The sequence below is a fragment of the Maribacter sp. MMG018 genome, from assembly GCF_018100785.1.
Lineage (GTDB): Bacteria > Bacteroidota > Bacteroidia > Flavobacteriales > Flavobacteriaceae > Maribacter.
Genome location: NZ_JAGJEC010000004.1, coordinates 155,872 through 182,702, shown reverse-complemented (window position 1 = coordinate 182,702; position 26,831 = coordinate 155,872). Strand labels below are relative to the sequence as shown.

The window sequence follows — 26,831 nt, the reverse complement described above, 5'->3', positions numbered from 1 at the left end:
GTGTCAACTATTTTTTTCGCTATAAAATATAAAGGGAAGCATATATTTTAACAGGGGGAACGTACAGTGTATGTTTTGGGTCCTGTACTGAGTTTTTTTTATTATGTTTTTTCTTACTTTTAAAGAGGTTTTAAGGTACATTGTGGAGCAATAAACGTTTTGACTATGTGGAACAAGTCTTTTATTTCTAAACTGTATTTACAAAACAAAACAAGGTAAGGTACATTTGAAAGTCAATGAACTCGGATATAAAATAATCATTTTTCTTTTTCTGGTTCCATTCATTGCAAATACTCAAGAAACTATTAATGTAGGATTGGTTGATAATAATGAAATGGCATATAAGCATTGTGTTTCGCCGGAATAGTTTTATTGTTTAATAAAATTAGAAGACCGTCAAAAAGGAACGACGGTCTTCTTTTTCTAAGTAAAGCGTAAATGATAATGATAAAAAACACTACTATATTTATTTTTCTTGTAATAACATGGTTTGCATATTCTCAAGAAGGGGTGGTAGAGTACCATTCTATATATTATGATGTAGCCACTATAAAAAAGGACAAGGATTTTGCCAGAAAATTGGCACTTGAAATAAATGACATGAAATATGTATTGCGGTATAATACGAAAGAATCTTTTTTTGAGGAACTGCCCCATGCCCCCCATGATGAGTTTATGGCCAAAATAGCATCTGGAATTGCCTTTTCGGACAGATCATGGTACCAAGATGCGAAAAAGAACACAGCTTACAGAAACAAGAAAATAAAGGACTCTATGTATATAGTCTCCTTTAACGATAGAATGAACGGGTGGACACTACATAACGAGACCAAGAGCATAGGTGGTTATACCTGTTACAAAGCCACGCAACACCACGTGCAATATTATACCGAAAACGAGTTTACTATAGAGGCTTGGTACACTCCAGAAATACCTGTGCCTTATGGGCCGTCGGGGTTTGGAGGTCTTCCCGGGCTTATTCTGCAATTAGAGCGTAGTCATATTATCATTGTTGCGGATAAGGTAACCCTAAATCCTGCAAAAGGCATTAAGCCAATAGAAAAGATAAAGCCAGGTAGGGTAATTACCACCGATGAAAAACATATTTTAATGAGAAGAGCAAGAAAGGTAACCGAAGATTAATAATACGCTATCGTTATTAGATGTTATCTCGTTTTTTTATTCATATTTCGGCACTATTGGTCGTTGTAAGCTGTTTGGCCCAAGAAAAAACTACTTTTTCTGGAACGGTAAAAGATATAGAAGGTAATGTGCTGGAAGGAGCCAATATAGTACTATACCCGCAAGATCGGACCATTCCCCTCTCTTTTGCTGTGTCGGGTAAAGATGGCGGGTTCAGAATAAATGTTCAAAAAAATATCGAATATACATTGAATATAACCTTTATGGGTTTTGAACCTTTGAAAGAAACCATCGTATTTATACAGAACAACACAACCCGGGACTATGTGCTGAAAGAAGCTTTGAACGAGTTGCAAGAAGTGGTAGTCAATTATACACCCCCTATAAAGGTTAAAAAAGATACGACTTCTTATCAAGTAGATGCCTTTGTTAACGGAAAAGAAAGAAAACTTGGAGCGGTCTTAAAAAAACTTCCAGGAATCTATGTAAATAAGGAAGGGGACGTTTTCTTTAAGAACAAAAAAGTAGGAGCGGTGATGGTAGAGGACAGGACATTTTTTACGGGACAGCCTAAAATGGCCACCAAAAACATTCCGGCAGATGTCGTGAGCGAAGTTCAAATGATAGAGGACTACAACGAAACCCCTTTTTTGAAAGAGTTTGAAAATTCGGACGAACTTGTCATGAACATAAAGCTAAAAGAAGGGAAAGAAAACTTTCTTTTTGGGGATATAGAAGCCGGTGTCGGATATAAGGATAGATATCGGTTTCATCCAAGTATCTTTAAATACTCCCCTACCGTGGTGCATAATCTTATTGGTGATATGAACAATACGCCAACTAGGTCTTTTACTTTATCCGATTACCTGGCTATAGATGGCGAGAAAGATATACAGGGTATTATAGATGTGTATGATTCGCCGATAGGGAAGTTTTTGCAGAACACCGATTATTATGATAACAACCATTATTTTGGTGGGTATAACTTTCAGTACAACCCCAATGATATACACGAGTTTAGGGCATTTGCGCTAGGTATGTCCGATAGGACGTTAAACGAGGATATGTACAATTATACGTACCAACCCTCACAAGATATAGAGAACAGGATAAAAAATCTTACGGGCAACAATAAGATCTATTATGGAAAGATGAAATACAAATACACCCCGGATTTGTATACCGTTGTAAAATTGGATGTTGCCTTTGATAAAAGTAATCTAGAATCGGATGGGATAAATATATCTGACAATGCGGAAGATACAAGGCACTATACCGTACAAAATACCCAACAAGGAGAACGGTTTTTAATGAATGCCAATGTTGATAAATGGTTTTCGGGAAAAAACGTATCCTCTGCCAAGTTGAGCTTTTATGACAATAGGGAATTTTATACAAATAGGTGGCACAGTGCCTATGATATTTTTTCGGAATCCATACCATTATCGGAGGTAGATACCTATAAAGTGATAGATGAAGGAGAAAGAAAATATACTAACCTTGACTTGGATTTAAAACATCATTATAGACCTTTTAGAACTAACATTGTTACTTTTGGCTTTAATGCCAAATTACAAAAGAGCAGCCTCGATAATTTTGCCGTTCAAGATACGGGGCAACCACAATATACCTTCATTAGTGGGTTTTCAAACGATTTTGGTAGTCTTCTGAATGAATTGAATACTTCGGTGACCCATAAATGGTATATAGGCAAACCCGTTATTGTCGATTTTGGTGTGGTTTTTCAGAATGTGTTTTGGAAAGATCGCCACGCACTTTTTGAGAATACGTACTATGAGAACAATATACTTCCCGTGGGAAAGATCGAATGGAATTTTGATGAGAAAAAAAGTTTGGAACTCTCCTATAACATGTCCGTTTCAAATCCACGCCCTAACTCCAGACTTTCCGGAAATACGATTACCGATTTCAATTTAATTACAGAAGGAAATCCTTATTTGATGCAGACAACAACAGAAAGGGCCTTGTTGTCATTTTCCGCGACAAAGGCCTATGGCTTTAGTTTGTATACAAAGCTCGGATATAGAAAACATAAAGAACCTATTATCCAAAATATAACATCGGACGGTATTGCCGTTGGAGTGTCTTCTTACCAACTGGATAATAGTACAGATTCTTACGATGTGTCCGTAAATGGCAGCTACAAAAGAAAGTACTGGGGGGTGTCTTTGTACAATACCTATTTTTATAAGAATGGCATTTCTATTTTTAACGGGGAACAAACGTTCAACAATTCTGTAAACGTGAACAGTGATCTTAGGTTTCGGACAGAATTTGAAGAATTTCCAAACATAGAACTTACAATGAACAACTCTTTTTATAAATATTCGAATCCATATTTTGAGAATAGGACTTTTACGACCGATGTGGATTTTTCGGCATCTTATGATTATAAAGATTGGAAATTTGAGATGTCATTTTTTCAAAATTTTTATAGCAATAAGAGCCAATCCAACAGTTCATATTTTAATTTGATAGGGGCCAAGGTGTTTTATCATAAAGAAGATTCCCCTTTCGAAATAGGTGTAGAGGCTTATAACTTGGGGAACAATATTAGTCAATCTTCAAATCAGTATAACTCCCTCTATTTTATGGAACACAGAAGACGTGTTTTTCCCAGAACCGTAATGGTAAATTTAAATTATAAGCTGTAAGCGGATCTATTGTGATGGCTTCTTGGTAAAATAACAGAGGGGCCAATACAAAGGTGTTTTTGGGGAGAACTATTTTGTAGTTTTATTCTCGCCGTTGCAACGAGATTATTTTCATGAAAACCGTAACTTAAAAGCAAAATTTTTAAGTAATGACCATTCATAATATAGGAAAAGACAATTCGCTTTTAAACAGGTTTGTTTCAGAAATGCGAGATGTTCATATTCAAAAAGATTCGATGAGGTTTCGCCGAAATATCGAAAGAATAGGTGAAGTATTAGGGTATGAAATGAGCAAGACCTTGCAATATTCAGATACAACGGTGCAGACACCCTTGGGAGAAAAGGTAATGGCCTTACCGCAAGAAAACTTGGTGCTGTGTTCCATTTTAAGGGCGGGCCTACCCTTACATCAGGGTCTTCTTAATTATTTTGACAAGGTAGAGAACGGGTTTGTCTCAGCCTACCGCGAGCATAAAAACAATGAGGACGATTTTGAAGTGATCGTCAATTACTTTGCGACCCCCTCGTTAGAAGGTAAGGTTTTGGTGCTCTCTGATCCAATGTTGGCCACGGGCAAAACCATGGAAAATGTGCTAAAGGCTTTAGAGCCTTATGGCACCCCGGCTCAGATACATATAGTTGCGGTAATAGGTTCTGTTATAGGAGTCGATTATGTTAAAAAAGTGTTTCCGGAAAATACGCATTTATGGATCGCGGCGGTTGATCCAGATATAAATGCAAGGGGCTATATATTACCAGGGTTGGGAGATGCCGGTGATTTATCTTTCGGAATCAAGATGTAGTTTGGCACTTTTTGTATTTCCTGAATACGAAAGTCAAAAGGTTTGATTAATTGACTGACATATATCATTTTCTTTCTTTAAAGAAGTTCGCACTTTTATAAGCGCAATACTAAATAATACACATCATGAAAGAAGAGGTATTAGATAAAGGGAATTTTCGGGTCTTGGTGGCACAGACCTATGGAAAATTGGTGACCTATAAGAAGCAGGATAACCAAGAGGATTTTAATAAAGCGTTGTTGGAAATACTGCCCGAAGTAAAGAAATATGTTGCCTCTAGGTTAAAAGCGGCCGTAGTAAGGGGTGAATTGAATAGCGATATGTTTTCTCCCGGAGATTTTACGGACCAACTGTTCATAGAATTGTACGATCATATAGACGAAATAGAGAACGAAAAAGAACTGGTTCCGTTTTTATATAAAAAGGTGGATGAATTGTTGGACGATAGTTTGACGGAAGAACAGTTCGATAGTGTCTTTTTTGATAATATAGACAAGTATTCCAAACCTGAATGGGACGCTATGGAAGAGGATTTTAGTACCGATGGCGATGGAGACCTGATGATGGTAGATGAGTTGGACGACATATCGTACCCTAAGAATAATTACACCCTAGATCATGTGTTCGTAACCAATGAGGAAAAAGAACTGGCCGAAAAACTGGACAAAAGTCTGGACAAAGAACGTATAGATCGTCATATAGACTTTGTGTTGCACAAAATGGCATTGCCCATGAGAACTATTTTTCAGTTGTACAACGATCAAGGTTTTACTGCCGAAGAAATTGCCCATATTAAAAAAGTGTCCAGTGAAGAGGTATCGGAGCTTTTAAAAAGGGCCAGAAAAATATTGAAGGATAGTTTTAATAAAAGATTTTTGATCGATAGTAATTAAGATCTTATAATAGATTGTTTTTAGATGGAGATAAAAGGCAGTTACCTCGCAAGGGTACTGCCTTTTTTCATAGAAGGTAGCATCGTACTTTTACCTATGGTCCCCATACTTGCCTTTATATCGGGCAACAGATATGCTTTTCTTTTTCAGTTTCTTTATTACGGTAAAAAACAATGGAAGATAATAGTAAGATTAGTGGGCCTCTATTAGGCCCACTATCATATTGCTTTAATATTTATCTGTTCCCGGTTGGGTTATTTTATAGTTTGTTTTGGCTTTTTCTTTTCTAACGATTTCCTTAACATCTTCCAAGAGTTGTTTTGCGTCATAAATAATACCATCTTTTACGGTGTATTTAACGCCGCCTACACGAACTACCTCATTGTCTTCCGTTAGTCTTATGGCTCCTGTTCCGTATAAGGTCTGAAAGTTCTCCAAAGGATTTTCCTCGACGATTACAAAATCGGCCAATTTACCTACTTCTACAGAACCTATTTGGTCGTCCATGCCCAAAGCCTCTGCTCCGTTCAGGGTAGCCGCCTTGATAACTTCCAATGGGTGAAAGCCTGCCTCTCTTAACAGTTCCATTTCACGGGGATAAGCAAAACCGTATAGTTCATAGATAAAACCGGCATCGGTACCTACCGTGACCCTTCCTCCACGATTCTTGTATTCGTTTACGAAGGTCATCCAAAGCTTATAATTTTCTTTCCATTCAATTTCTTTTTCGGTTCCCCAATCGTGCCAATAAGAACCGTGCGATTCTCTACTTGGTGCATAGAACTCCCATAAAGAAGGTAGCGTATATTCTTCGTGGAACTCCGCTCTACGGGCACGGTGCAGGTCACGGTTGGCTTCGTAGATCACAAAGGTGGGCGATAGCGTAAAATCGAGCTCTAAGAGTTCGTTCATAACACTGTTCCATTTTTCGCTATACGGAGCTGCTGCCTGTTTCCATAGTTGGCCTGCTTCACCAAAACGATCTTGCTCATTCTGATAGTTGTAATTCAACGAGTAGTTCTGTACCGTTTTGTCATCAAAAAGGGCTTCTGGCAGACCATACCAATGCTCCATAGAAGTAAGGCCGGCCCTGGCACTGGTCAATGCATTCCAGCTACCCACATAAAGCTGGGCATGGTGCATTTTAGAACGAAGTCCCAATTTTTTGTTTTCGTCCAAGGCAGCTGCCATTACCGTAGGCGAGGCACCAAAAAACTTAATTCCGTCCGCTCCTATTTTGGCATTGTTGCGCACCCATTCCCTTGCCTGCTCTTCGGTGGCAATAGGTTCTTTGCTATTTTGGCCAAAAGCGGTGTAGGCTTTTATTCTAGGTGCCGTTATTTTATTTTGGGCACTTTTCTTTTTGGCATCAAGAACCCAATCAATTCCATTACCACTACTTGGGTCTACAATGGTGGTGATACCATGGCCCATCCATAATTTAAATACATATTCTGCGGATGTACCTTGCGATTTACCTCCGATATGTGCGTGCGAGTCTACAAAACCCGGTAGTATATAGAGCCCCTCTGCATTCAGCTCTTTACCGCCCGGCTTTAGTTTTGGTCGCCTAGATTCTTTGATCGGAACCCCAGGATAACCAACGGTTTTAACTTCTACGATCTTGTTCTTTTCCACTACAATGTCCACAGGGCCAATAGGAGGGGCCAGGGTGCCGTTTATTAGGGTAGCGCCCCTGATGATCAATTGAGACCATGGTCCTTCGCCCTCTTGGCGATCTGGAGCTTTGGCAATTTGGGCATGAGCACTAACTACTAAAAGAAAGCAGGCAACTAATGCTAATTGGTGTTTTAGGTTTTTCATACGAAATTTAAATTTTGGTTATGTTGTTTTAAATGATCATTGGTTTTATGAAAATAAACATAGAAGTTTATTTTAGTCAGTGATCGGTTGCTTTTTTTATAAATTAATTTTTCGGATTTCGGTGATATTGAGCCGGTTGTCCTTCTTTTGGGGTCGATAGTTTTATAAATTCCCTGATGTGCTCATTAGAGGTCTCAAGGTCTTCGTTACGTAAATACATCATATGTCCGCTACGGTAACCATGCCAGCTCATACGTTCACGTAATTTTCCGCTGGGGTCCATTTGCCATAGATTGTATTTGGAGTTAAAATAATCGGTTCCCCCATCAAAATACCCCGCTTGCACCATTACATGTAGGTAGGGGTTCTGTGCCATAGCCTGGCGCAGGTCTTCACCGGTGGTATTGCCACTGCGATCCCATGGGTGTACCGGTCCGAACATATTATATTTTAAATCGGTGTTGTAGTTTAAGTGCTTTTTAATGTAGTAGTTGATCGCTGGAGTAAACGAGTGTAGCCACGAGGTAAGTTCCGCCGAGTAATCGGGGCGTTCGCCTGCATCCATTCTATCTATTCCCAAATACCTGGAATCTAACCTTCCGATATGAAAGCCTTCGTCACGTAACAACTCTTTCCAAAAAAACCTTTTAGGTATTCTTAGGTTGTGTTCTAGAATTACTTTTTCTGATAACCCGGTATATTTTGCTATACGGGCAGCCGCTTTATTTTTTTCGGCTTCGGGTAAAAAGCCTCCCTTGGCCATGATCGGAATTAATTCGTTGACGGTATAGGCCTCTACTTCAGGTAAAACATCGGTAAGATCTTTGGCCTGTAGATCGGCGGGCAATTTTTTGTGGTGCCATGCCGCGGCGGCATAATATGGCAGATAGTTGGCAGCTTCCACAGCCGTGCCGCGTTCTATTCCCAATCCGGTCGGTGAAACCAAGATCACCCCATTGAGATACATCCAGTGCCTGTTCTGTAATTCTAACGATAACCCTGAAACGCGAGGCGTACCATAACTTTCGCCGATGAGGTATTTTGGCGATTCCCAACGGTTTTGTCTTGTTACGAACGTGTTTACCCAAGTCGCAAGGTATTTGATATCTGGGTTTACCCCGAAGAACCTTTTTGAAACCTCTTTGGGGTCCATAGTGCTTACGGCTCTTGAGTAGCCTGTGTTTACAGGGTTTACGTATACGATATCCGCGACGTCTAGAATAGAGTATGGGTTGTCTTTAATGCCGTATGGCTGTATAGGATAACCTTCATCGTCTATTTTTAAGATTTTTGGTCCGGTGTAAGCGATGTGCATCCATACCGATGCCGAACCCGGTCCCCCGTTAAATGAAATGATAAGCGGTCTTTTGGCTTTGTTACTAATGCCCGATCGTTGGTAATATGTAAAATATAAACCTGCTATAATTTCTCCTTTTTCATCCCAAACAGGTTGTTTTCCTGTGGTGGCGGTGTATTTGATCTGTGTTCCCTTTATGGTGACCACCCCGTTCGTGGTTACCGTAGAATCCATACTGGTGTTCAGTTGCTGGGCCTGTAAGGGCAAGGCAAATAGCAGCCATACTATTGTAATCGTCAATAATTTATTCATCTCACTGGTTTTAATGTTCTTTCTTAAAGGCTATTTATAGGTCTACTAAACATTCGTTAGTTTGTTTTTCTTGGGTATAGTGCGGGTTGGCCCTCTTTTGGGGTCGATTGCTTTATAAATTCACGAATGTGCTCATTGGAAGATTCCAGGTCTTCGGTGCGCAAGTACATCATATGGCCGCTACGGTAGCCTTTCCAACTCATGCGGTCTTTTAGTTTTCCGCTAGGGTCCATTTGCCATAGGTTGTACTGTGCGTTAAAATAATCGGTAGCTCCATCGTAGTAACCGGATTGTACGAATACGTGTAAATATGGATTCTGTGCCATGGCTTGGCGAAGGTCTTCACCGGTAGTATTGTTACTTCGGTCCCAAGGTCGTGTATGCCCTGCTATATAGTAATTTAGGTCTGTATGGTAATTAAGGTGATTTTTAAAATAATAGTTGCCGGCAGGGGTAAAGCTATGTTGCCATGATTTGTACTCTGCGGGATAATCCGGACGGTCGCCAGCATCCATTTTGTCTATTCCCAAATATCTGGAATCCAGTCTGCCTATGGTAAAACTTTCATCACGTAAAAGTTCTTTCCAGAAAAAATTCTTTGGGATCCTTAAGTGATGCTCCAAGACCACTTTTTTTGATAGTCCGGTGTATTTGGAGATTTTAGTAGCTGCTGCTTCTTTTTCTGCCGCCGGAAGAAAACCTCCTTTGGCCATAATGGTTATAAGTTCGTTAACGGTGTAGTCCTCTACTTCCGATAATAGTTCGGGGAGGTCTTTTGATTGTAGGTCTGGCGATAATTTTTTATGATACCATGCCGTTGCGGCATAGTAGGGGAGCAGGTTGGCGGCCTCTACGGCGGTGCCACGCTCTATTCCCAATCCTGTTGGGGATACCAATACCACCCCGTTCAGATACATCCAATGGGCATTTTGTAGTTCTAACGATAGGCCAGAGACCCTAGGGGTGCCGTAACTTTCACCGATAAGGTATTTAGGCGATTCCCATCGGTTTTGTCTGGTTACAAACGTATTGATCCAGCTTGCCAGGTATTTTATATCTGCATTGACACCAAAAAATCTTTTGGCGACCTCTTTTTGGTCCATAGAATCTATAGGTCTGGAAAAACCGGTATTTACGGGTTCTACATAGACAATATCGGCAACGTCCAATATGGAATACGGATTTTCTTCTACACCATAGGGCTGTACGGGATACCCTTCGTCGTCTACCTTAACTCGGTAGGGTCCGGTATAGCCAAGATGCATCCATACCGATGCGGCCCCGGGGCCACCATTGAACGATATAAACAACGGACGTTTAGATCTATCCTTGATATTTGATCTTTCGTAGTACGTAAAATAGAGACCGGCGATTATATTTCCTTTATCGTCCCAAACAGGTTGTTTTCCTGCTATTGCCTTATATTTTACAGGAGCTCCTTTAATGGTCACTTGTCCATAGGTAGTTACAACGGAGTCCATATTCGTGTTGAGCTGTTGTGCTGCAATAGGAGTAGAAACTATACTTAAGATGAGTAGTAGTCTGTAAATTTTTTTCATTCTTGTTGTTCTTTTTAGTTAATAAGAGAACTACTTGTTGCCAAGACATCTCAATGTTGGTTGTTATAGGGGTTAATGGTATCTATACTTACATCTTCGGGTCATACTTTTTTGGTTGGTCGATCTGGGAGTTTAGAGGGGTACCGATGCTTGTCGGTATCGTACTAAATGTTATGTTATAAACTTCAATTTAATGGTTTGATAGTGAAAGAGGGGCAAAAGACAATCCTAGGTAGGTTAATCCTAATGGTAGATCTTTTGCCTTACTCGTTCACTGGCTAACTTAAACAATACTTACATCTAATTATGAACACTAAAAACTTTTATTATGGGTATTGTTATATGTTGCCTTATTTAAAAACTATGTTTTGGTTTCATTACTTTTTTTATCAATACTGGTCCCAGAACAGTTTAGTGGTGAGTAGGTCACCTCCAATAGCTGCGGCCGCCGCTTCGTAATTTGCACGGTTTAGGGTTTGTTCGGAAATAGGATATATCAATCGAACAGGAACCGTATCTACATATGAATCTGGTGGTGCGGAAAGACTAGGGTAGTCCAAACGTCTGTATTCCGTCCATGCTTCCAATCCTTGGTTAAAAAGAGCTACCCACTTTTGCATACCTATTTTTTGTTTCCAATCGCCAAGTGCCGTATCGTACGCAACGTCCGGTTGCAATAGATAAGCATCCGCGCCTTCAACATTGTAGTATTCAAAAGAAGCTTTGATCGCATTGTTGTAGTGCATTTCGGCATCTGTTACACCTCCCAATTCGCGTTCGGCCGCCTCTGCCAAAAGAAACTCTACGGTCGCATAATCTAAAAACAATACAGGAGTTGTAGGTTCGTAGAAAAGAGTACCGAAAATGGAGTAATCGTCATAGGCCACTACAAGCCCCGAAGGAGCCCCGATATATTCGCTACCTACAGGTTGAAAAAACACATTTAATCTTGGGTCGTCCAAATCGTTCATGTAGTCTATAAAAGGTTTTGCGCCAACAAAATCCCTTCTGTTACCTACCGCAAGGTCTGTCCATAATTCGTTGGTGTTGGGCTGTGAACCTAAATGTTCGATTTCTGCATTGTCGGCATTTGAGGTAAACACGCCAGAAACGGCTTCGTCAATAGTATCCGATGCCAATTGTGGATTGCTATCCGCAATACGCATGCCCATTTGCAACTGTAAAGACCTACCGAACATTTTCCATCCGCTAATGTTGCCGTCGTACATAATATCGTCTGACCAACCGGCGGCGGTTTCATCCAAATTACCAAGAGCGGTACTTAGTCTTGCCAATAAATCGATATAGATGGTTTCCGCATCATCGTAGGCTGGTGAAATATTATCTACATCCAAAGCTTGGGTGTATGGAATATCCCCAAAAGATTCGACTAATTTGGAATAGGTGTACACGTTCATCAGCTCAATGATCGCCAGTTTGTTTTGGCTAACGGCGGCAGTGCCAGATTCCGACGCTATTTCTTCATTGACCACCTCGGCACTTTTGGACAAGTTTATAAGAACCCCCATGTAGACATTGCTCCAATCAAAATTCGAATAATAGGTGGTACCCTCATTATAGGTGACCGATGAAATTTGTTGTACCAAAAGTCTTGTGGTATTAAAAGGGTTGCCATCAGCTCCATAAGTGATGCCGCTTTCTAGGTCGGACATGTTTTTTAAAGCTGTATTGAAAAATGCTTCGGCAGGTGCTGAAGTTGCATTTTTTACGTCCACGTTCATGTCTTCCAAATCTCCAGAGCATGAGAAAAACAGGGCTGTCAAAAATATGATATAATAGTTTTTCATTTTCTAATTTTTTATTGGTTTAGAATTGAACTTGAAGGTTTACCCCAATGTTTTTTACCGTTGGCAATACCCCGTTCTGAGAACCTTGAAGGTTTCCGGAACTTAACCCGGCTTCAGGATCTGCAAATGGTAGGTTTTTATGAATGATCCATAGATTTGAACCGACAACACCGAGTCTAAAAGACTGAATGCTCAGTTTTTCCATAAATTTCATTTTAGGAAAATTATAGTTCAACGCTACTTCTCTAAGCTTTACATAAGAGGCATCGTAAATGAAATAAGCCTTTGGGGCCATTACACTTCCGGTTGCGTTTCTATACGTATCCATTGCCGTTCTAACAGTGTTCTTGGAGCCATCGGGGGCAACACCGTCCAAGATGATACCACCACCATCGGCAAGCGAATTACGAATAGGGTTGCCTAGATCGTTAGTTCCCACAGACCAGCTGTAAAGACCAGATCTGTTACCTGTAGATATATCGTTCGAATATACGTCTCCACCGCTTTGAATGTCTATTAAAAAGCTAAGGTCCAGGTTTTTGTATTTTAAAGAGTTGGTAATACCGGCGGTCCAATCAGGTGTAATGTTCCCGATTACATTATTGGAGGTAGTGGTACGTTCGTAAGCGCCCGTTGTTTGGTTAACGACCGGTTTACCGTCCACATATAAGAAATCGGTACCCTGAATAGTTCCGTATGGTTCGCCCACGGTTGCATTGATACTGACCCCAGAGACAGAACCTAACTGTAAGTTGCTTCCACCTTCGAAAAGAGACAGAACGGTGCTTTCATTTTTGGCCCAGTTAACATTGGCTTTCCATTGAAAATCTCCTGTCGGAATAATATTTCCGTCAAGTGCAATTTCTATACCCTTGTTCTCTATTTCCCCGGCGTTTACAAATTTAGAGCTATAACCTGTCGCTGTTGAAACTGCTACGGGTATAATCTGGTCTTTAGAGTTGGTCTTGTACAACGATAGGTCCATGCCCACACGGCTGTTCAAAAACCTCATTTCCAAACCTGTCTCAATACTCACGGTTTTTTCTGGAACCAGGTCTTGGTTGTTTTTGGTCGCATTGGTGCCATAGAGGGCTACAGATCCAAAAGGTGTTGGTTTGTCTAAAACATCTACCAAGCTATTGGCAGGTGCAGAGCTTCCTACTTCGGCATAATTTAAACGGAACTTACCAAAGCTCAACCAGCTTTTGTCTATGATGTTGGAAAAAACAAAACTCGATGAGATAGATGGGTAGAAATAGGTGCTGTTTTCCGATGGTAATGTAGAGGAATGGTCAAATCTACCGGTTACATCCAAATAAATTAGGTTGTCATAACCGAAAGATGCCAGTCCATAAAAACCATCAACACCTACTTTTTCGACATTTTCAATAGGTGCCGCTGGTTGGCTATACGAATTGGAAAGTGAATATAATCCTTCCAATACCAGACCACCATTGGTTTCTGCATATATAGAGCTTAGATCTGTTCTTCTAATATTGGTACCAAGTACACCGCTAATATTTAATTTATCGGTAACGTACTTATTAAAATTCAACATAAGATCGTAGTTCTCCTCGCTATAGTTGATATTTCTTCTAGAATATCTACCAACTGCACCGGCAGTACCTTTGTTGTTTCTTTCTTCCTGTATAAAGGAATAAGTGTCCAATGATACTCTTCCTTCTATATTCAACCAATCGGTGAACTTATATTTTGCGGAAACGTTTCCGAAAATTCTACTTCTAGAATCGTTTTGATAGTTCTCGTAAACTACCCAATAAGGGTTGTCTATGGTACCTCCCATAAAAGGGTCAACGTTGTTGCCCGTACTAAAATAGGCGTCTTTTAATTCTTGAACACCAACGTTCATGGCCCAGTACTTTCTCATGGACGAGATTACGTTCTGTGCATTGGCGCCTGTTTCGTTACCTGTTCTGTTTCTACCAAGTGCATCGGTCAAAACATAATTGGCACTACCGGAAACGGATAATTTATCGGTAATGTCAAAAGTGGTATTTATAGAGATATTATCTCTGGTAAGGTTACTGTTTGGCAGTATACCATCTTGGTTAAATCTTGTATAAGCTATTCTATAGGTAGCTTTTTCCCCGGCACCGGCAACGGCAACACTATTGGTCGTTGTTATGGGTGTTTCGAAGAAAGAAATCAGTTTGTCCTTTGGTGCCTCCCAAGGGGTGGGTTGTAAATAAGTAGGCGAACCTTCGTAAAAAGAATCCCATTGGTATACCATTAAATTAGAGTCGAACGGAGCTCCGTAAGAACCATATGCGGTAGAAGGAGTGACCATGTCAACAACTCCGTCGCCATCAACATCGTTATCTACAAAAAAACTATCGCCACCAGAACCATATACCGCACCGTAACCGGTACCATACTCATATTGAAATTCTGGCCATGTAGATTCGTCTATCCAACCAACGGTAACATTGGAGTTAATGGTAACGGTTGGTTTTTTTTTGGCCCCGGAACCGGATTTGGTGGTGATGATAACGGCTCCGTTCGTGGCCCTTGACCCGTATAGGGCGGTGGCTGCGGCGCCTTTAAGTACGTTAATGGATTTAATATCGTTCGGGTTAATGTCAGAGGCCATATTTCCGTAATCAAAACCCCCGGTACCATTTTGTTGGTCAGATGTGTTGAAGTTGGAATTACTTACCGGAACACCGTCCACTACGAACAATGCTTGGTTGTTTCCCGTTAACGACGTACTACCCCTGATCACTACATTGGTAGATCCCCCAAGGTTGGTGTTGTTCTTGATCTGAACACCGGCGATCTTACCGGAGAGCGCATTGGCTACGTTATCTGTGGGCGTTCTGTTTACATCTTCCCCGTCAATTTCTTGGGTAGCGTAACCCAACGATTTTTTCTCTCTAGAAATACCTAAGGCGGTAACCACCACCTCGTCCAATTGGGCGGAGTCCTCTTCAAGTGTAATGCTAATGGTGCTCTGGTTGTTTACCGGTACTTCTTTGGTCTTAAAACCAATATAGGAAACTACTAAGATGGCATCACTGGCTACCGAGATGGTAAAATTACCGTCAAAATCTGTTTGTGATCCATTGGTAGTTCCTTTTTCAAGTACGTTGGCCCCGGGTAAAGGTTGCCCTTGGCCGTCGTAGATAACACCGCTAACTTGTTGTTGTACTGTTGCCCCCGATTCTTTTTCGTTGTCTAAAGAAGCTTTGGGGTTTTGAAGAAAAGGTTTTATTTCGGCATTGATAAGAATTACCTGTCTCCCTTTTATCCTATATTTAATGTAAGTGTCCTTAAAAAGAAAATCCAGAACTTCCGTTATTTTCTTGTTCTTGACTTTCAGTGTAATTTTTCTGTCGAGCTCAATTTCATTGCTTTCAAATAAAAATCGATATTCAGAAATGGCTTCGATTTCTTCAAAAACTTTTTCAAAACTGGCTCTTTCTAGATCTAAGGTGAATTTGTCACCTTGCGTATAATTATTGGCCTGGATCTTTAATAATGAAACTATCAGAAAAAGAATCGTAAGTTTCATTTTTAGATCAATTTTTGGCAATATCCGGAACGGTGAGACACCGCTTCTATATTTTTTCATAGTTTTGTGTTGGATTTAAATAGTTGTTGGTACAATGTTTAATTCACAATTGACTGATCGGGGAATGCGGCAACATTTCCCGATTTTTATTTTTCAGTCATTTAAGTTAGCGTGGGTCTAGTTCATTGGCGTTTGGTTTGGTTTTTTTAATAAATTAATATTTGGTTATTGGTTATTTCGTAATCAAACGGATATATTTCCCGGATAGAAGTCAATACATCTTCAATACTTTCTATTTGCGAGCTAAATTTTGCGGTCAGTATCTTTTGGGCCAAGATTGGGTTTTTGTTGGTAATGCGCACATTGTATTTGCGCTCCAATTTCTTGGTCATGTCTTCAAACCTGGTATTGTCAAAATATAATTCGCCTCTCATCCAACCGGTATAGATGTCCACATCTACCTCCTCTAATTTTGTTTGGTGTTCTGTTTTGTGCCAAGACCCTTTATTTCCGGGCTTAAGAATGATATTGTCGTCCGGTACAAAGGTGTTTCCCATATTTACGGAACCTTCTATCAAAACAGTTTTGATCTCAGAATCTTCCGGATAGGAAGAAATATTGAACTCTGTACCCAATACTTCTACACTAACAGAATCTGTACGTACTACAAAAGGGTGTTTTTTATCTTTTGTTACATTAAAATAAGCCTCGCCCTCTATAAATACTTCTCGTTTTTGGCCTTCCAAAAACTTTACGGGATATTTAATTTTAGACCCCGAATTTATATGTACCACCGTACCGTCGGATAGCTCTACTTCGAACATTTTTCCGTTCGGTATATTCAGCTCATTGAATTTTAACTCATCAATTTCGGCACTTGCCAGATATTTGATCTTATCGCCGTCTTGTTCAGCTATAAGCTTCCCAGATTTGTTCAAGATCTGCTGCTTTGCCGATAGGTCTATAATCTTTATGTTGTCGTCGCCCAACTTTAATACGATCACATCTTCGGTAATCTGAAGATCTGTGTCTGAACTGTTCGCTACCTGATAGAAATAGGCGATCCCCAAAAGGGCCATGAAGATAGCGGCATATTTTAAAACTGATTTCCATAACGGAACCACCTTTTTTTCTGATCGGGCCATCTCTTTTGTAAGCGCCTTCCAATCGTCATCCACATTTAATCCGTCGATGTACTCATGGGATGCCTTGGCCAAACCTTCGTCATAGAGTTTTTGAACAATACGTCTTTCTTCTTCGGTTAAATTATTGAGCGTATCCGAATCAAGGGTACCGGAGTCCATAATAGTTTCGAATGCAGCTTTTAATCGTGATTTTGAAGACATAAATTATATTGTTCTTATATATATGTTATTAAAATGTAAACTCGGGGTGACAAAAAAGTTGATTTTTTTGAAAAAAATATTCCGTTATGGAAAATCAGTGAAACTTTTTATTCTTCTCCGCGTTCCTTTTTTTGTTTTATGACCATAGCTTCAACATCTTTTAATAGTTGTTTGGCGTCATAGATAATACCATCTTTTATAGTGTATTTAACACCGCCTACACGTTCTGGTTTTCCGGTTTCGTCGTTGACCCTAACGGCACCTGTACCGTAAAGAACTTTTAGGTTTTGTAACGGATTTTCATCAACGATTACCATGTCTGCCAATAATCCTGGACGAATAACACCATATTCTATAGGTTTTTTCAAGGGCTTAAAAATTTCCTCGGCCCCGTTCATGGTGGCAGAACGTATTACCTCTAAAGGATGGAAACCTGCCTCTTGAAGCATTTCTAGTTCTAGTATGGTTCCAAAACCGTACAGTTGGTAAATAAACCCTGAGTCGGATCCTACGGTAACCTTACCGCCCCTGTTTTTATATTCGTTCAAGAATTGCATCCAAACCTGATAATATTTTTTCCATGCAATTTCGTCTTCCGTAGTCCAGTCGAACCAATAGGCTCCATGGCTAGATCTGTTTGGGGTATAGAAATCCATCTGGGTGGGCAATGTGTAGGTCTTGTGCCAATCGGCATTACGCGCGGCCATTACATCTCTTCCTGCAGAGTAAATGGTCATGGTCGGGTTGATATAAAAATCCATTTCTATAAACTCGTCCAAAAGGGCGTTCCATTTTTCTCCGCCCGGTTTAACCAAGTTCCACTGTCTGGCCACTTGCCCGAACCTATGTTGCTCGTCACCATAGTTGATATCTATAGGCCAAGGTTGTACATCGTTGTTTTCGTACATAGACTCGAACAGTCCGTAAAAATGGGTCATACTGGTTAGGCCAAGTCTTGCGGCATCTAAGGCATTCATCTGTGCTACACCGTTTTGAGATAAGTGTGCCGTGCTGCCCATACCTAAGCTATTGGCCTCGTCCAATAGGGCTTTCATTATTTCTGGTCGATGAGAATTTAACTTTAGGCCATCGATACCTTTTTTCTTGGCATACCGTACCCATTCCCTGGCATCTTCGGGAGTAAGTATTTTACGGCCTTTCCATTCTTTGCCTTTTCCGGGCCTGTGAAAAGAAACGATCCTTGGCGCTACGATTTTATTTTTAGCACTTCTTTCTCGTTCGTTGAGCGACCAGTCCACTTCTCCGGTAGGTACTCCGCGTACGGTAGTAATACCATGGGCAAGCCAAAGTTTGTATGTGTATTCCGCCTCCGGTGCTTTTGGTACACCGCCGGTATGTACATGAAGGTCTATAATGCCTGGCATAATATATTTTCCACTGGCATCGATCTCTTTGGTGTTTCCTGTACCTAATTTGGGTCGCTTAGATTCGTCGATGGCTACCTTTGGAACCCCTACCGATATTACATCGACAATTTTATTTTTTTCTACGACGATATCTACAGGTCCCCTTGGTGGGCCTCCGGTACCATCGATCATGGTGACACCTCGTATGATAAGGCGGTCATAGGGTCCCTCGCCCTCCCCCGGTTTTCTGTCCGGGCCACCGATCATTTGGGCGGTAACCAGAATTGGGATAATTAAAAAGGTGGTAAATAAAAAACGTTTCATAACATTTTGGTTTTAAATGTGTTGGTTAAAAAAATGTTTAATTGGCATTTACAATTGACTGAATAGGGCTACGATAGTTTTTTAGATCATAGTGTTTTACACATAATTTTCTGGTGAGAACTTTCTGTTTCCTATTAAAAAATAGGAAGCTGTTTACTGGCTACTGAAGTTGGTTTTGGGCAATATCATTTCTTTTAGAAATCAAAAACCTGAATATCAATAAGCATTAAAATTTGTCAAAAACGTATTTTTTTGAGTCAAAAAAGAGATGTTCTCAATTAATAGTTGTGTAAAATGGAGAATAGGGTGACAATTTTTTAAAATTTTTACATTAAATAAACATTTATTACATTTAATTCATCAAAACATAATATATTTTTCAATGTCGGTTCAGGGGAATTTTATAAATGCACTAATAACATCACCTGAACAGACGGTACAGAAAAGGTTTTGGCTTGGTAATACCAGCATTGACAAAAGTTTCATTTATGTAAATAAAGAGAACCTTGACCGTGTAGATACCTATTATGCTACTTGTTCTAATCAAACATATTTTTGTGGCGTAAAAGAGAATTCGCTTACTCCTAAAAAAGGGTATGGTGGCAAAGTATGTACCGGTTCCGTTAATCCTTATTTGATACATTTTTTCAAAAGGGGTTTGTATGTGGTTTCAAATGTTTCTTACCGGGTGTTAATATCTCATCGATCTATTAATAAAACGTTTATGTGAAACTATGAAAGACCACTTCCCCCCAGTGCATATCGAAATAGAGAAGTTGTTCAAAGAACATTATGCCTTATTGTGTTTGGTGGCTTTCTCTATTTTGAAGGATAAGGATGAAGCAACGGATGTAGTGCAAGAATTCTTTATTTATTACTGGACAAAAAGAAAAACACTTACTGTTAATGTCTCTTTTCAGGCATATGCCGTTAGGGCGGTAAAGAACTTAAGTTTGCTTGCCGTTAAAAAAAGAATAAAAGAGAAATCGCTACTTCAAAACCTTGGCAAACAAGAATATGAAGTACAAAAAGCATTGGACAAGCCCAATAATTATGAAAGGGTGTTGGAATTGTTGAACCAACTGCCCGCAAGTAGAAAAGAGATTTTTATTTCTTCTGTGCTACATGGTCAAAGTTATGCTGAAATAGCTGAGACCAACGGTATTTCTATAAATACGGTAAAGACACAAATAAAGAGGTCGTATGCTTTTTTACGGTCCAAAGTAAAGGATAAGGATCTATTCTACATTTTTTTAATATCGTCTTCCCTTATTTGAAGTAAAACGCCCTGTACCTAAAAGGATGTTCTTTTTCCAAACGATTTTTGTATGGACCAAAGGTTAAGACTCTAAGTAGATTTCATTTGATGTTCTATATTCAGAAGGCCGTTTTCCCATAATTTTCGTGAAGGTATTGCTAAAGGTCGGCAAGCTGTTATAACCGACCATATTCGCTATTTCTGAAATGGTATGGTCAGAGTTTATTAGATACTCCAAAGACTTAAAAATTCGTAGTTGTGTGTAATATTTGATGAAGGACATGCCTACATCTTTTTTAAAGAGTCGGTATAACGACTTGTCCGTCATACTAAAATTAGAAGCCAATTGCGGTAATAGATGTTCTTGGTGCAGATGTTCGGTAATGTAATTTATAATATTGATCAATCGTTTATCGTTCGCATGTGGCAGTTCTAAATGTAAAGATTTTGAGACCGTTTGCTTTAGCAATTCTTTAAAGGCATAGACCACGGCATATTTACTTTTTTGCGACTTGGTGATATCGCCGTTCCATGTTTTGGTAAACAGCAACAACTCCATTAATAGGTTGTTGATCGGGTAAATACCTTCTTTTTTATAGAATCCGGAGGCGTTCGATGACATGGGGAAGTATAGGTTTCTCATAATAACACGTGGAGAACTGGGGTAAATGGCATGCCTTACCCCCGGCGGTATCCACATGTAATGTCTGGCCGGTAAATAGTACATTCTACTATCTGTCTTCACATGCACTACCCCTCCCTCGGTATATAAAAACTGCCCCTTATCATGTGAGTGTGGTTCAATGAACGTTTCGCCCATTAAATTATGGTAACAAAAAATGCTGTGGGGCTTCTTGTCTACCTCGGTTAAATAATACTTACTGTTCATGGTTAATTGCTGTAAGACCGGTTATGCACTAAATTAATAAAACATTGTCTTATTTAAATAAATAGACATAAAATATCTTCTATAAATTACAGGCTCGTTTTTTGAGAAAACGGCAACCAGAAGAAAAATATTGATCAAATAGAGAATTTTTCTAACCAAAAATTATAAAATATACATTAAGAAGATGGACAGAATTAAATATGCCCCGTACAAAGACAAGGTTCAAACACCCGAAAAGGCGGCCTTGCTCATTAAAAACCGTGATGTCTTGGGAGTCAGTGGTTTTACAAAGGCAGGAGATAGCAAGACCGTTTTGCCAAAAGTGGCGGAAAGAGCACTTTACGAAGAGCTGAAAGTAACGGTTTTAAGTGGAGCTTCCCTAGGGTACGATACCGATGCCGATTTGGCAAAAAATGGGGCGCTATATAAAAGAATGCCTTTTCAGGCCGATCCCACCCTAAGAAAGAGTATCAATAATCATGAAGTGCTATATGTAGACCAACATTTGGGGCAAACTGCCGATATGCTGCAAAGTATAGATACCTTTAAAATAGATGTAGCCATTATAGAGGCGGTGGCCGTTACCGAAGAAGGATATATCATACCTACTACCTCGGTCGGTAATTCACCTATTTTTACCGAGAAGGCGAACAAGATCATTATAGAGATCAACAAGACTTTTCCTGAAGACCTCGCCGGGGTGCACGATGTGAAATTTCTAAAAAAGCAGCCCAATAGGGATATCATACCTATACTTGAGCCAGATACGCGAATTGGGGTGCCGTACATAAAAATAGACCCGGAAAAAGTGGCGGCCATTGTGTTCACCGAGGTTCCCGATAGTCCTGCGGTAATTGCCGCACCGGATGAAAAAACAACGGCCATTTCCAATCATATTCTTAAGTTTTTAGAAAAAGAGGTGGACGAAGGTAGGCTAACGGAATCGCTATTACCGTTGCAGGCAGGTATCGGTAAAACGGCCAATGCCATTTTATCTGGTTTTACCAACAGTAGGTTCAAGAACCTGACCATGTACTCTGAAGTACTTCAAGACAGCACTTTTGAGCTTTTCGATTCCGGAAAATTGGTGTTTGCCTCGGCATCTTCCATCACCGTGACCGAGGAATGTTCCCGCAGGGTTTTCGGTGATTTTGAAAAGTATAAGGACAAGCTCATATTACGACCCCAAAATATTAGCAACGCTGCCGAGGTCATTAGCCGTTTGGGAGTTATTGGCATAAATACCGCCATTGAGTTCGACATATACGGAAACGTGAACTCTACCCATATTACAGGTACCAAAATGATGAACGGTATCGGCGGTTCGGGCGATTTTGCAAGAAACGGTTACTTGAGCATATTTGCCTGCCCCTCGATGTCTAAAGGGGGTAAGATTTCTCATATTGTTCCCATGGTTTCGCATACCGATCATACCGAGCACGATGTAGATATATTGGTTACCGAACAAGGTTTGGCCGATATTAGGGGATTGGCACCCATAGAAAGGGCCCGTGTAATTATTGAAAACTGCGTACACCCAGAGTACAAAGGGCAACTAACAGAATATTTCGAAGAAGCTTACGAACAGGGCGGGCATACTCCGCACATACTTCAAAAAGCCTTTAGTTGGCATACACAGTTCAGGAGTCAAGGGACTATGAAGATGCAGGAATATGCCAATGATCATGCTTGATCATTAGCGATCCTACCTTCATCATAGGTAGAAATGTCTTTGTAAATGTATATAACCAAAAATAGCTAGGTAATCACCTAGCTATTTTTGGTTGCACTGATCCGCACTCAAATAACAACGATGTGTTAATCGTTGTCGATGCGAATAAAATCTCCGTTCATATCAAATTCCAACTCCACATTATTGTCCAGTTCCACTTGTTGGTGGTCTAGTTCCAACTCCCAATCGGTAATATAATTGTCCGGATAGTTGGTAGCGGTATAGTCGAGTATGGTTGCCGGTATAACCGAATCTGGAAGTTTAGAGGTGCCATCGATATCAATTATATCCAAATCACTATTGAACTCTAAATTGGTATTGTCCGTTAAATAGATTTCATAGGTTACCTCATTATTTTCCGTTTCTTTCTCGGCATTAAGAATCATATTTTCCCCAAAATGATCGGTAATGTAAGACTGGATAGTTTCAGGGATTTCAGTTTCACTTAAATAGATGTCGTTAGAGTTGTCGTCATCGTCGTTACAAGATGTAAAAACGGTTAAGAACGATGCCATTGCGATTACGGGGATTTTAATTGTCTTTTTCATTGTTGTGTGTAGAATTAATTTTCTTTGAATTTTTTTTTTTTTTGAACTGTTCGACTGTGTAGATAAAATTGTTTATGTCTTCATAGCTTGTTTTTTTTAATTGCAAGGCAAATGTAGAAGCCAAAACTGGAAAGATTTTGGAATTAAATCGGAAAGGGAGGTATTATTAAAAGAGTGCTTTTTTAAAGTTTAAAAGCGTGGCTACACGTTGTTTCCATTCAGGTGCTTTAGTATGATCCCCAATTGTCCTAAATGGTAAATATCGTGGTGAAGCATACCGTTTAGTAAAAAGTTATAGCGATATGTGCCTTTAAAATCGGTGTCGTAATAGGTTTCGTTCAAGAAAGAATCATCTTTTTCCTTTAAGAGGGCTATTAGCTCTAAGAGGCTGTTGTCATACTCCGATTTTATTTTGATCCAGCCTTTAGAGATCAACTTATCATTTGATAACCAATTTTCTTCACAATCATCGGTTTTACTGCCCGTGCCGGTTTTAATTTTTAGAAGAGCCTCTTTTCTCCACAAGGTAAGGTGCGAGATAATTTCGGCAACACTGTGTAGCTTTTCGGTAGGTTTTATAAAAACTATATCGTTTGAGATCAACTGCAATTTGCTGTCGTATGAACTTCCGATCCAAGGTTTGCCTTGTTGAATTTCTATAAGCTGATCTATTATATGTTGTATCAGGTAGTTCATAAATTAAGATAAGGCCTTTTTAGAAGCATCTATAAATGGCAACGGTAGCATTATTGTAATGCCCTAATTATCTAGGGAATATAGTAAAATGCTATTAATTAAAAGGATACGAGCTATTTTTTGACGCAACCTATTGCTCCGTTTAGAGGTGTGACCATGTTATGGAACGATGCCCTACGGAGTTTTAGAATTTATGGTTTCAAGGTTTTTTCTACCAATATTGTTATTGCGAGCATTCTCCATTTTGTACATCTTCTAAAGACGGATTAAATAGATTATCATATATAAAAAAAGCCCCATCGCCACGCTGAAAGCTGCCGTTTTGTGCTAATGTACTTATACCGCAATAATTTGAAAGCATTTCATTTTCGCTAATGGAAATACGGGGAATGTGTGTCATGTGTGCCAACCCATCAAGATTGGTTAGGGCTGTATTCCAAATATCGATATAACCGGTGACCGTTGTTATTTCACTTAAAAAATCTAGATTAGTGATTCTGGAACTGTAAATATGAAGTGACCCATCAATAACGGTGTAACCTTTGGAAACAAATTTTTCGATATCTGACTCTGTACTAATTTTGACCGCGCCATGATATGTTCCTGGAGGCACGTCACCTCTACATTCAACATTGCCCCATACAAGCTCACCTTGACTAGGGTTGTATTTGTTATAACTGGTTTCGTTCAAAGAAACGGTAAAGTGAATTTCATTTCCTTTATTTTTTAATAAATCTACTATTCCACAATAGTCGTAAAGAGACTCATTATCCTGTAGTCTTATAAGTGAAACAGAAGTTAAGTTCGATAACCCGTCCAATGTTTCCACCAATGGGTTATATATCATCTCAAAATCGGTGGCAATACTTGTAAGGCCGGAAAGCCCATCAATATTTTCTAATTTTGGATTGTTTTTTATACGAACGTTTTTGCCTATTTCAGTTATATTTTGAAAACCATCTATTTGTTTTAATGATCTGTTGCCCAGAAGATTTAAGTACCCAGTTAGTTTTGTAATGCTTTTTAGGGCATCAACATTGGTCAATGCTATGTTCGAGACCATTTGAATACTATTGGTCACATTTAAGTTCTCTAAACCATTTAAGTTTTCCAGAGATGTGGTACTGAAAAATTGTAGAGAACCAACTTCGGTAATATTTTTAAGGCTTTCTAGAGAGACGATACTGTTCGCGGCAGTATTCGCATGGCCAATACTAAGTCCGCCAGTGATAGACGTATAGCCAGATTTGCCAAAATCATCCACTTCTTCTTGGGTCGTTAGTACTACTGTGCCATCGAAAACGGGACTTACGCCGAAGGCCAATAGCTCTATCTTTTCGGTTCCCCCGGTTGCATTGGATTCTATTTCTAGAACAGCGCTATAATCTTTGACCTCTGTGGGCACAAAGGTCAGTGTAAATTCTTTGCTTTGATCGGGGGGCAAACTTGCTGTGGTAAAGTCTATGCTAAAATTGTCGGGTAAAATAATGTTCGTAATGTTCAAATCTGAGTTGCCGGAGTTGCTTAGACTAAAAGTCTTGGTCGATGTAATGTTGGTTACAACGTCGCCAAAATCTATCTGATTATACTCAAAATCTTCTAGGTCGATGATCATGGTATCCCAATTCTGTAGCTCCTGGATCTTTTCTAATGAGTTTTGATCATCAGAAGAGCTACAGCTGGTTAGGATTATAGAAAAAAACAATAGAACGATGCCGAATTGATGTTTCATACCAAAGAAATTTTAGGATTGGAGAACTGTTTTTTTGATATTCAATTTGTCGAGGTTCAAAAGATTTTTACCACGGTTACTACAATCGAAATTGGGATATTAGAACCTTAAGTGGTTCTAAATGTTAAGATTGGTGTCCCAATTTTCGCGTTTACAATATAAAAAAAATCTTAAAATTACTTTACGGAAAAGCGTACTCCCAAAAGATATTTATGCCTTTATGTATATTAAGTGGAATAGTTCGCAATAGCGTCCTATTTACCCGATGGTTTAATGCGAGACCATTTTTAGCCCAATTACGGAGGCGATTAAAGTGGTGATAAAGAACAGTCGCCAAAAAGTAGCAGGCTCTTTAAAAACAAAGATTCCGACCAATACAGTGCCTACGGCCCCTATACCTGTCCATACGGCATAGGCGGTTCCAATGGGAAGCTCTTGGGTCACTTTGATCAAGAGCGACATACTGGCCGCCAAGCAGATCAAAAAACCTATGTACCAATAGGTTGCTTCGGCACCCGTAGCGTCTTTGGCCTTTCCAAGGCACGCTGCAAAGGCAACTTCAAAAAGTCCTGCGATGATCAGTAGTATCCAGTTCATGCTTTATATTCTTTAGAGAGGGGTAAATTACATTGTGCGGCAACGGCCTGTGGCCACATATGCCTAGGTACATTTATAGTAATCGCCCTATTTATAATTTTTAGAGAGTTTTGTCAGCGCTTTAACGGCTTTCTCGGCATCATTTTTATCAACGAATATATGATCATGGTAATATCCGGCGATTACATTACAACTTATATTGTATTTTGCCAATTCATTAGAAAATATAGCGGTTAAGCCCACTGCATCTAGAGATGAATGAATAGTAAGGGTGATCCAAGACGCCACGTAGTCATACTTCAAATTTAATTGGTCCGCTTTTTCTCTCTGCATAACCACGGTTGTTCCTTCTTTTTCCTTGAATTCGCAAACGCTATCCTTTCTGTCGATAACACTAATATCTTTTACGGTAGAGAATACATATTCCCCATCGTTGAGTTTAGGTATCATTTTTTTTATCAGTTCGGACAAGTTTGTTTCTCCGGCCATAAAAATT

20 protein-coding genes are annotated in these 26,831 nt (G+C 39.6%); 7 read left to right on the top strand and 13 right to left on the bottom strand.

Going from position 1 to position 26,831, the window contains the following annotated elements; translation table 11 throughout:
* Nucleotides 1–438: 438 nt before the first annotated feature.
* From J8L85_RS15855 to J8L85_RS15835, 5 genes are all read left to right on the top strand, one after another.
* The gene (locus J8L85_RS15855; RefSeq protein WP_211018897.1) at nucleotides 439–1,143 is read left to right on the top strand and encodes a GLPGLI family protein; all 705 of its coding nucleotides are present in this window, start codon (nucleotides 439–441) and stop codon (nucleotides 1,141–1,143) included.
* A 20-nt stretch (nucleotides 1,144–1,163) separates the two neighbouring features.
* Nucleotides 1,164–3,818, top strand: a complete 2,655-nt coding sequence (locus tag J8L85_RS15850; RefSeq protein WP_211018896.1) for a carboxypeptidase-like regulatory domain-containing protein — start codon at nucleotides 1,164–1,166, stop codon at nucleotides 3,816–3,818.
* Nucleotides 3,819–3,967: 149 nt separating this feature from the next.
* On the top strand, nucleotides 3,968–4,621 hold the full coding sequence (upp, locus tag J8L85_RS15845; protein ID WP_211018895.1) for a uracil phosphoribosyltransferase: 654 nt from the start codon (nucleotides 3,968–3,970) through the stop codon (nucleotides 4,619–4,621).
* A 125-nt stretch (nucleotides 4,622–4,746) separates the two neighbouring features.
* Nucleotides 4,747–5,514, top strand: coding sequence for a sigma-70 family RNA polymerase sigma factor (locus tag J8L85_RS15840; protein ID WP_211018894.1), 768 nt, complete (start codon nucleotides 4,747–4,749; stop codon nucleotides 5,512–5,514).
* Between the two features lie 24 nt (nucleotides 5,515–5,538).
* The gene (locus tag J8L85_RS15835; RefSeq protein ID WP_211018893.1) at nucleotides 5,539–5,724 is read left to right on the top strand and encodes a hypothetical protein; all 186 of its coding nucleotides are present in this window, start codon (nucleotides 5,539–5,541) and stop codon (nucleotides 5,722–5,724) included.
* A gap of 18 nt (nucleotides 5,725–5,742) precedes the next feature.
* Here the strand turns inward: J8L85_RS15835 and J8L85_RS15830 are convergent, their stop codons facing one another.
* From J8L85_RS15830 to J8L85_RS15800, 7 genes are all read right to left on the bottom strand, one after another.
* Complete coding sequence (locus J8L85_RS15830) at nucleotides 5,743–7,338, bottom strand: amidohydrolase family protein (RefSeq protein ID WP_211018891.1); 1,596 nt, start codon at nucleotides 7,336–7,338, stop codon at nucleotides 5,743–5,745.
* Between the two features lie 103 nt (nucleotides 7,339–7,441).
* Nucleotides 7,442–8,947, bottom strand: coding sequence for a carboxypeptidase (locus J8L85_RS15825; RefSeq protein ID WP_211018889.1), 1,506 nt, complete (start codon nucleotides 8,945–8,947; stop codon nucleotides 7,442–7,444).
* A gap of 56 nt (nucleotides 8,948–9,003) precedes the next feature.
* Nucleotides 9,004–10,506 (bottom strand): carboxypeptidase, encoded by a 1,503-nt coding sequence (locus tag J8L85_RS15820; RefSeq protein ID WP_211018887.1) that lies wholly within the window; start codon nucleotides 10,504–10,506, stop codon nucleotides 9,004–9,006.
* Between the two features lie 389 nt (nucleotides 10,507–10,895).
* Nucleotides 10,896–12,314, bottom strand: a complete 1,419-nt coding sequence (locus J8L85_RS15815; RefSeq protein WP_211018885.1) for a SusD/RagB family nutrient-binding outer membrane lipoprotein — start codon at nucleotides 12,312–12,314, stop codon at nucleotides 10,896–10,898.
* A 19-nt stretch (nucleotides 12,315–12,333) separates the two neighbouring features.
* On the bottom strand, nucleotides 12,334–15,906 hold the full coding sequence (locus tag J8L85_RS15810) for a SusC/RagA family TonB-linked outer membrane protein (protein WP_211018883.1): 3,573 nt from the start codon (nucleotides 15,904–15,906) through the stop codon (nucleotides 12,334–12,336).
* Between the two features lie 146 nt (nucleotides 15,907–16,052).
* On the bottom strand, nucleotides 16,053–17,192 hold the full coding sequence (locus J8L85_RS15805) for a FecR domain-containing protein (protein WP_211018882.1): 1,140 nt from the start codon (nucleotides 17,190–17,192) through the stop codon (nucleotides 16,053–16,055).
* A 107-nt stretch (nucleotides 17,193–17,299) separates the two neighbouring features.
* Nucleotides 17,300–18,883: an amidohydrolase family protein gene (locus J8L85_RS15800; RefSeq protein WP_211018881.1), complete on the bottom strand. Its 1,584-nt coding sequence runs from the start codon at nucleotides 18,881–18,883 to the stop codon at nucleotides 17,300–17,302.
* A 734-nt stretch (nucleotides 18,884–19,617) separates the two neighbouring features.
* On the opposite strand from J8L85_RS15800, the gene J8L85_RS15795 reads away from it, so the two are divergent.
* Nucleotides 19,618–20,160 carry a sigma-70 family RNA polymerase sigma factor gene (locus J8L85_RS15795; RefSeq protein WP_211018880.1) on the top strand — a complete coding sequence of 181 codons (543 nt, stop codon included), beginning with the start codon at nucleotides 19,618–19,620 and terminating at the stop codon, nucleotides 20,158–20,160.
* A gap of 63 nt (nucleotides 20,161–20,223) precedes the next feature.
* Here the strand turns inward: J8L85_RS15795 and J8L85_RS15790 are convergent, their stop codons facing one another.
* Nucleotides 20,224–21,030: a helix-turn-helix transcriptional regulator gene (locus tag J8L85_RS15790; protein ID WP_211018879.1), complete on the bottom strand. Its 807-nt coding sequence runs from the start codon at nucleotides 21,028–21,030 to the stop codon at nucleotides 20,224–20,226.
* A gap of 184 nt (nucleotides 21,031–21,214) precedes the next feature.
* Between J8L85_RS15790 and J8L85_RS15785 the strand changes: the two genes are divergently transcribed.
* Nucleotides 21,215–22,723 carry a succinate CoA transferase gene (locus tag J8L85_RS15785; RefSeq protein WP_211018878.1) on the top strand — a complete coding sequence of 503 codons (1,509 nt, stop codon included), beginning with the start codon at nucleotides 21,215–21,217 and terminating at the stop codon, nucleotides 22,721–22,723.
* 125 nt (nucleotides 22,724–22,848) lie between these two features.
* Here J8L85_RS15785 and J8L85_RS15780 read toward each other — a convergent pair whose 3' ends face one another.
* The 5 genes from J8L85_RS15780 to J8L85_RS15760 form a co-directional block, all read right to left on the bottom strand.
* Nucleotides 22,849–23,310, bottom strand: a complete 462-nt coding sequence (locus J8L85_RS15780) for a PepSY-like domain-containing protein (protein WP_211018877.1) — start codon at nucleotides 23,308–23,310, stop codon at nucleotides 22,849–22,851.
* Between the two features lie 201 nt (nucleotides 23,311–23,511).
* The gene (locus J8L85_RS15775) at nucleotides 23,512–24,006 is read right to left on the bottom strand and encodes a DinB family protein (protein WP_211018875.1); all 495 of its coding nucleotides are present in this window, start codon (nucleotides 24,004–24,006) and stop codon (nucleotides 23,512–23,514) included.
* A gap of 223 nt (nucleotides 24,007–24,229) precedes the next feature.
* Complete coding sequence (locus tag J8L85_RS15770) at nucleotides 24,230–25,738, bottom strand: choice-of-anchor D domain-containing protein (RefSeq protein ID WP_211018873.1); 1,509 nt, start codon at nucleotides 25,736–25,738, stop codon at nucleotides 24,230–24,232.
* A 270-nt stretch (nucleotides 25,739–26,008) separates the two neighbouring features.
* Nucleotides 26,009–26,335: a multidrug efflux SMR transporter gene (locus J8L85_RS15765; RefSeq protein WP_211018871.1), complete on the bottom strand. Its 327-nt coding sequence runs from the start codon at nucleotides 26,333–26,335 to the stop codon at nucleotides 26,009–26,011.
* 87 nt (nucleotides 26,336–26,422) lie between these two features.
* On the bottom strand, nucleotides 26,423–26,824 hold the full coding sequence (locus tag J8L85_RS15760) for an ACT domain-containing protein (protein ID WP_211018869.1): 402 nt from the start codon (nucleotides 26,822–26,824) through the stop codon (nucleotides 26,423–26,425).
* Between the last annotated feature and the right edge of the window lie 7 nt (nucleotides 26,825–26,831).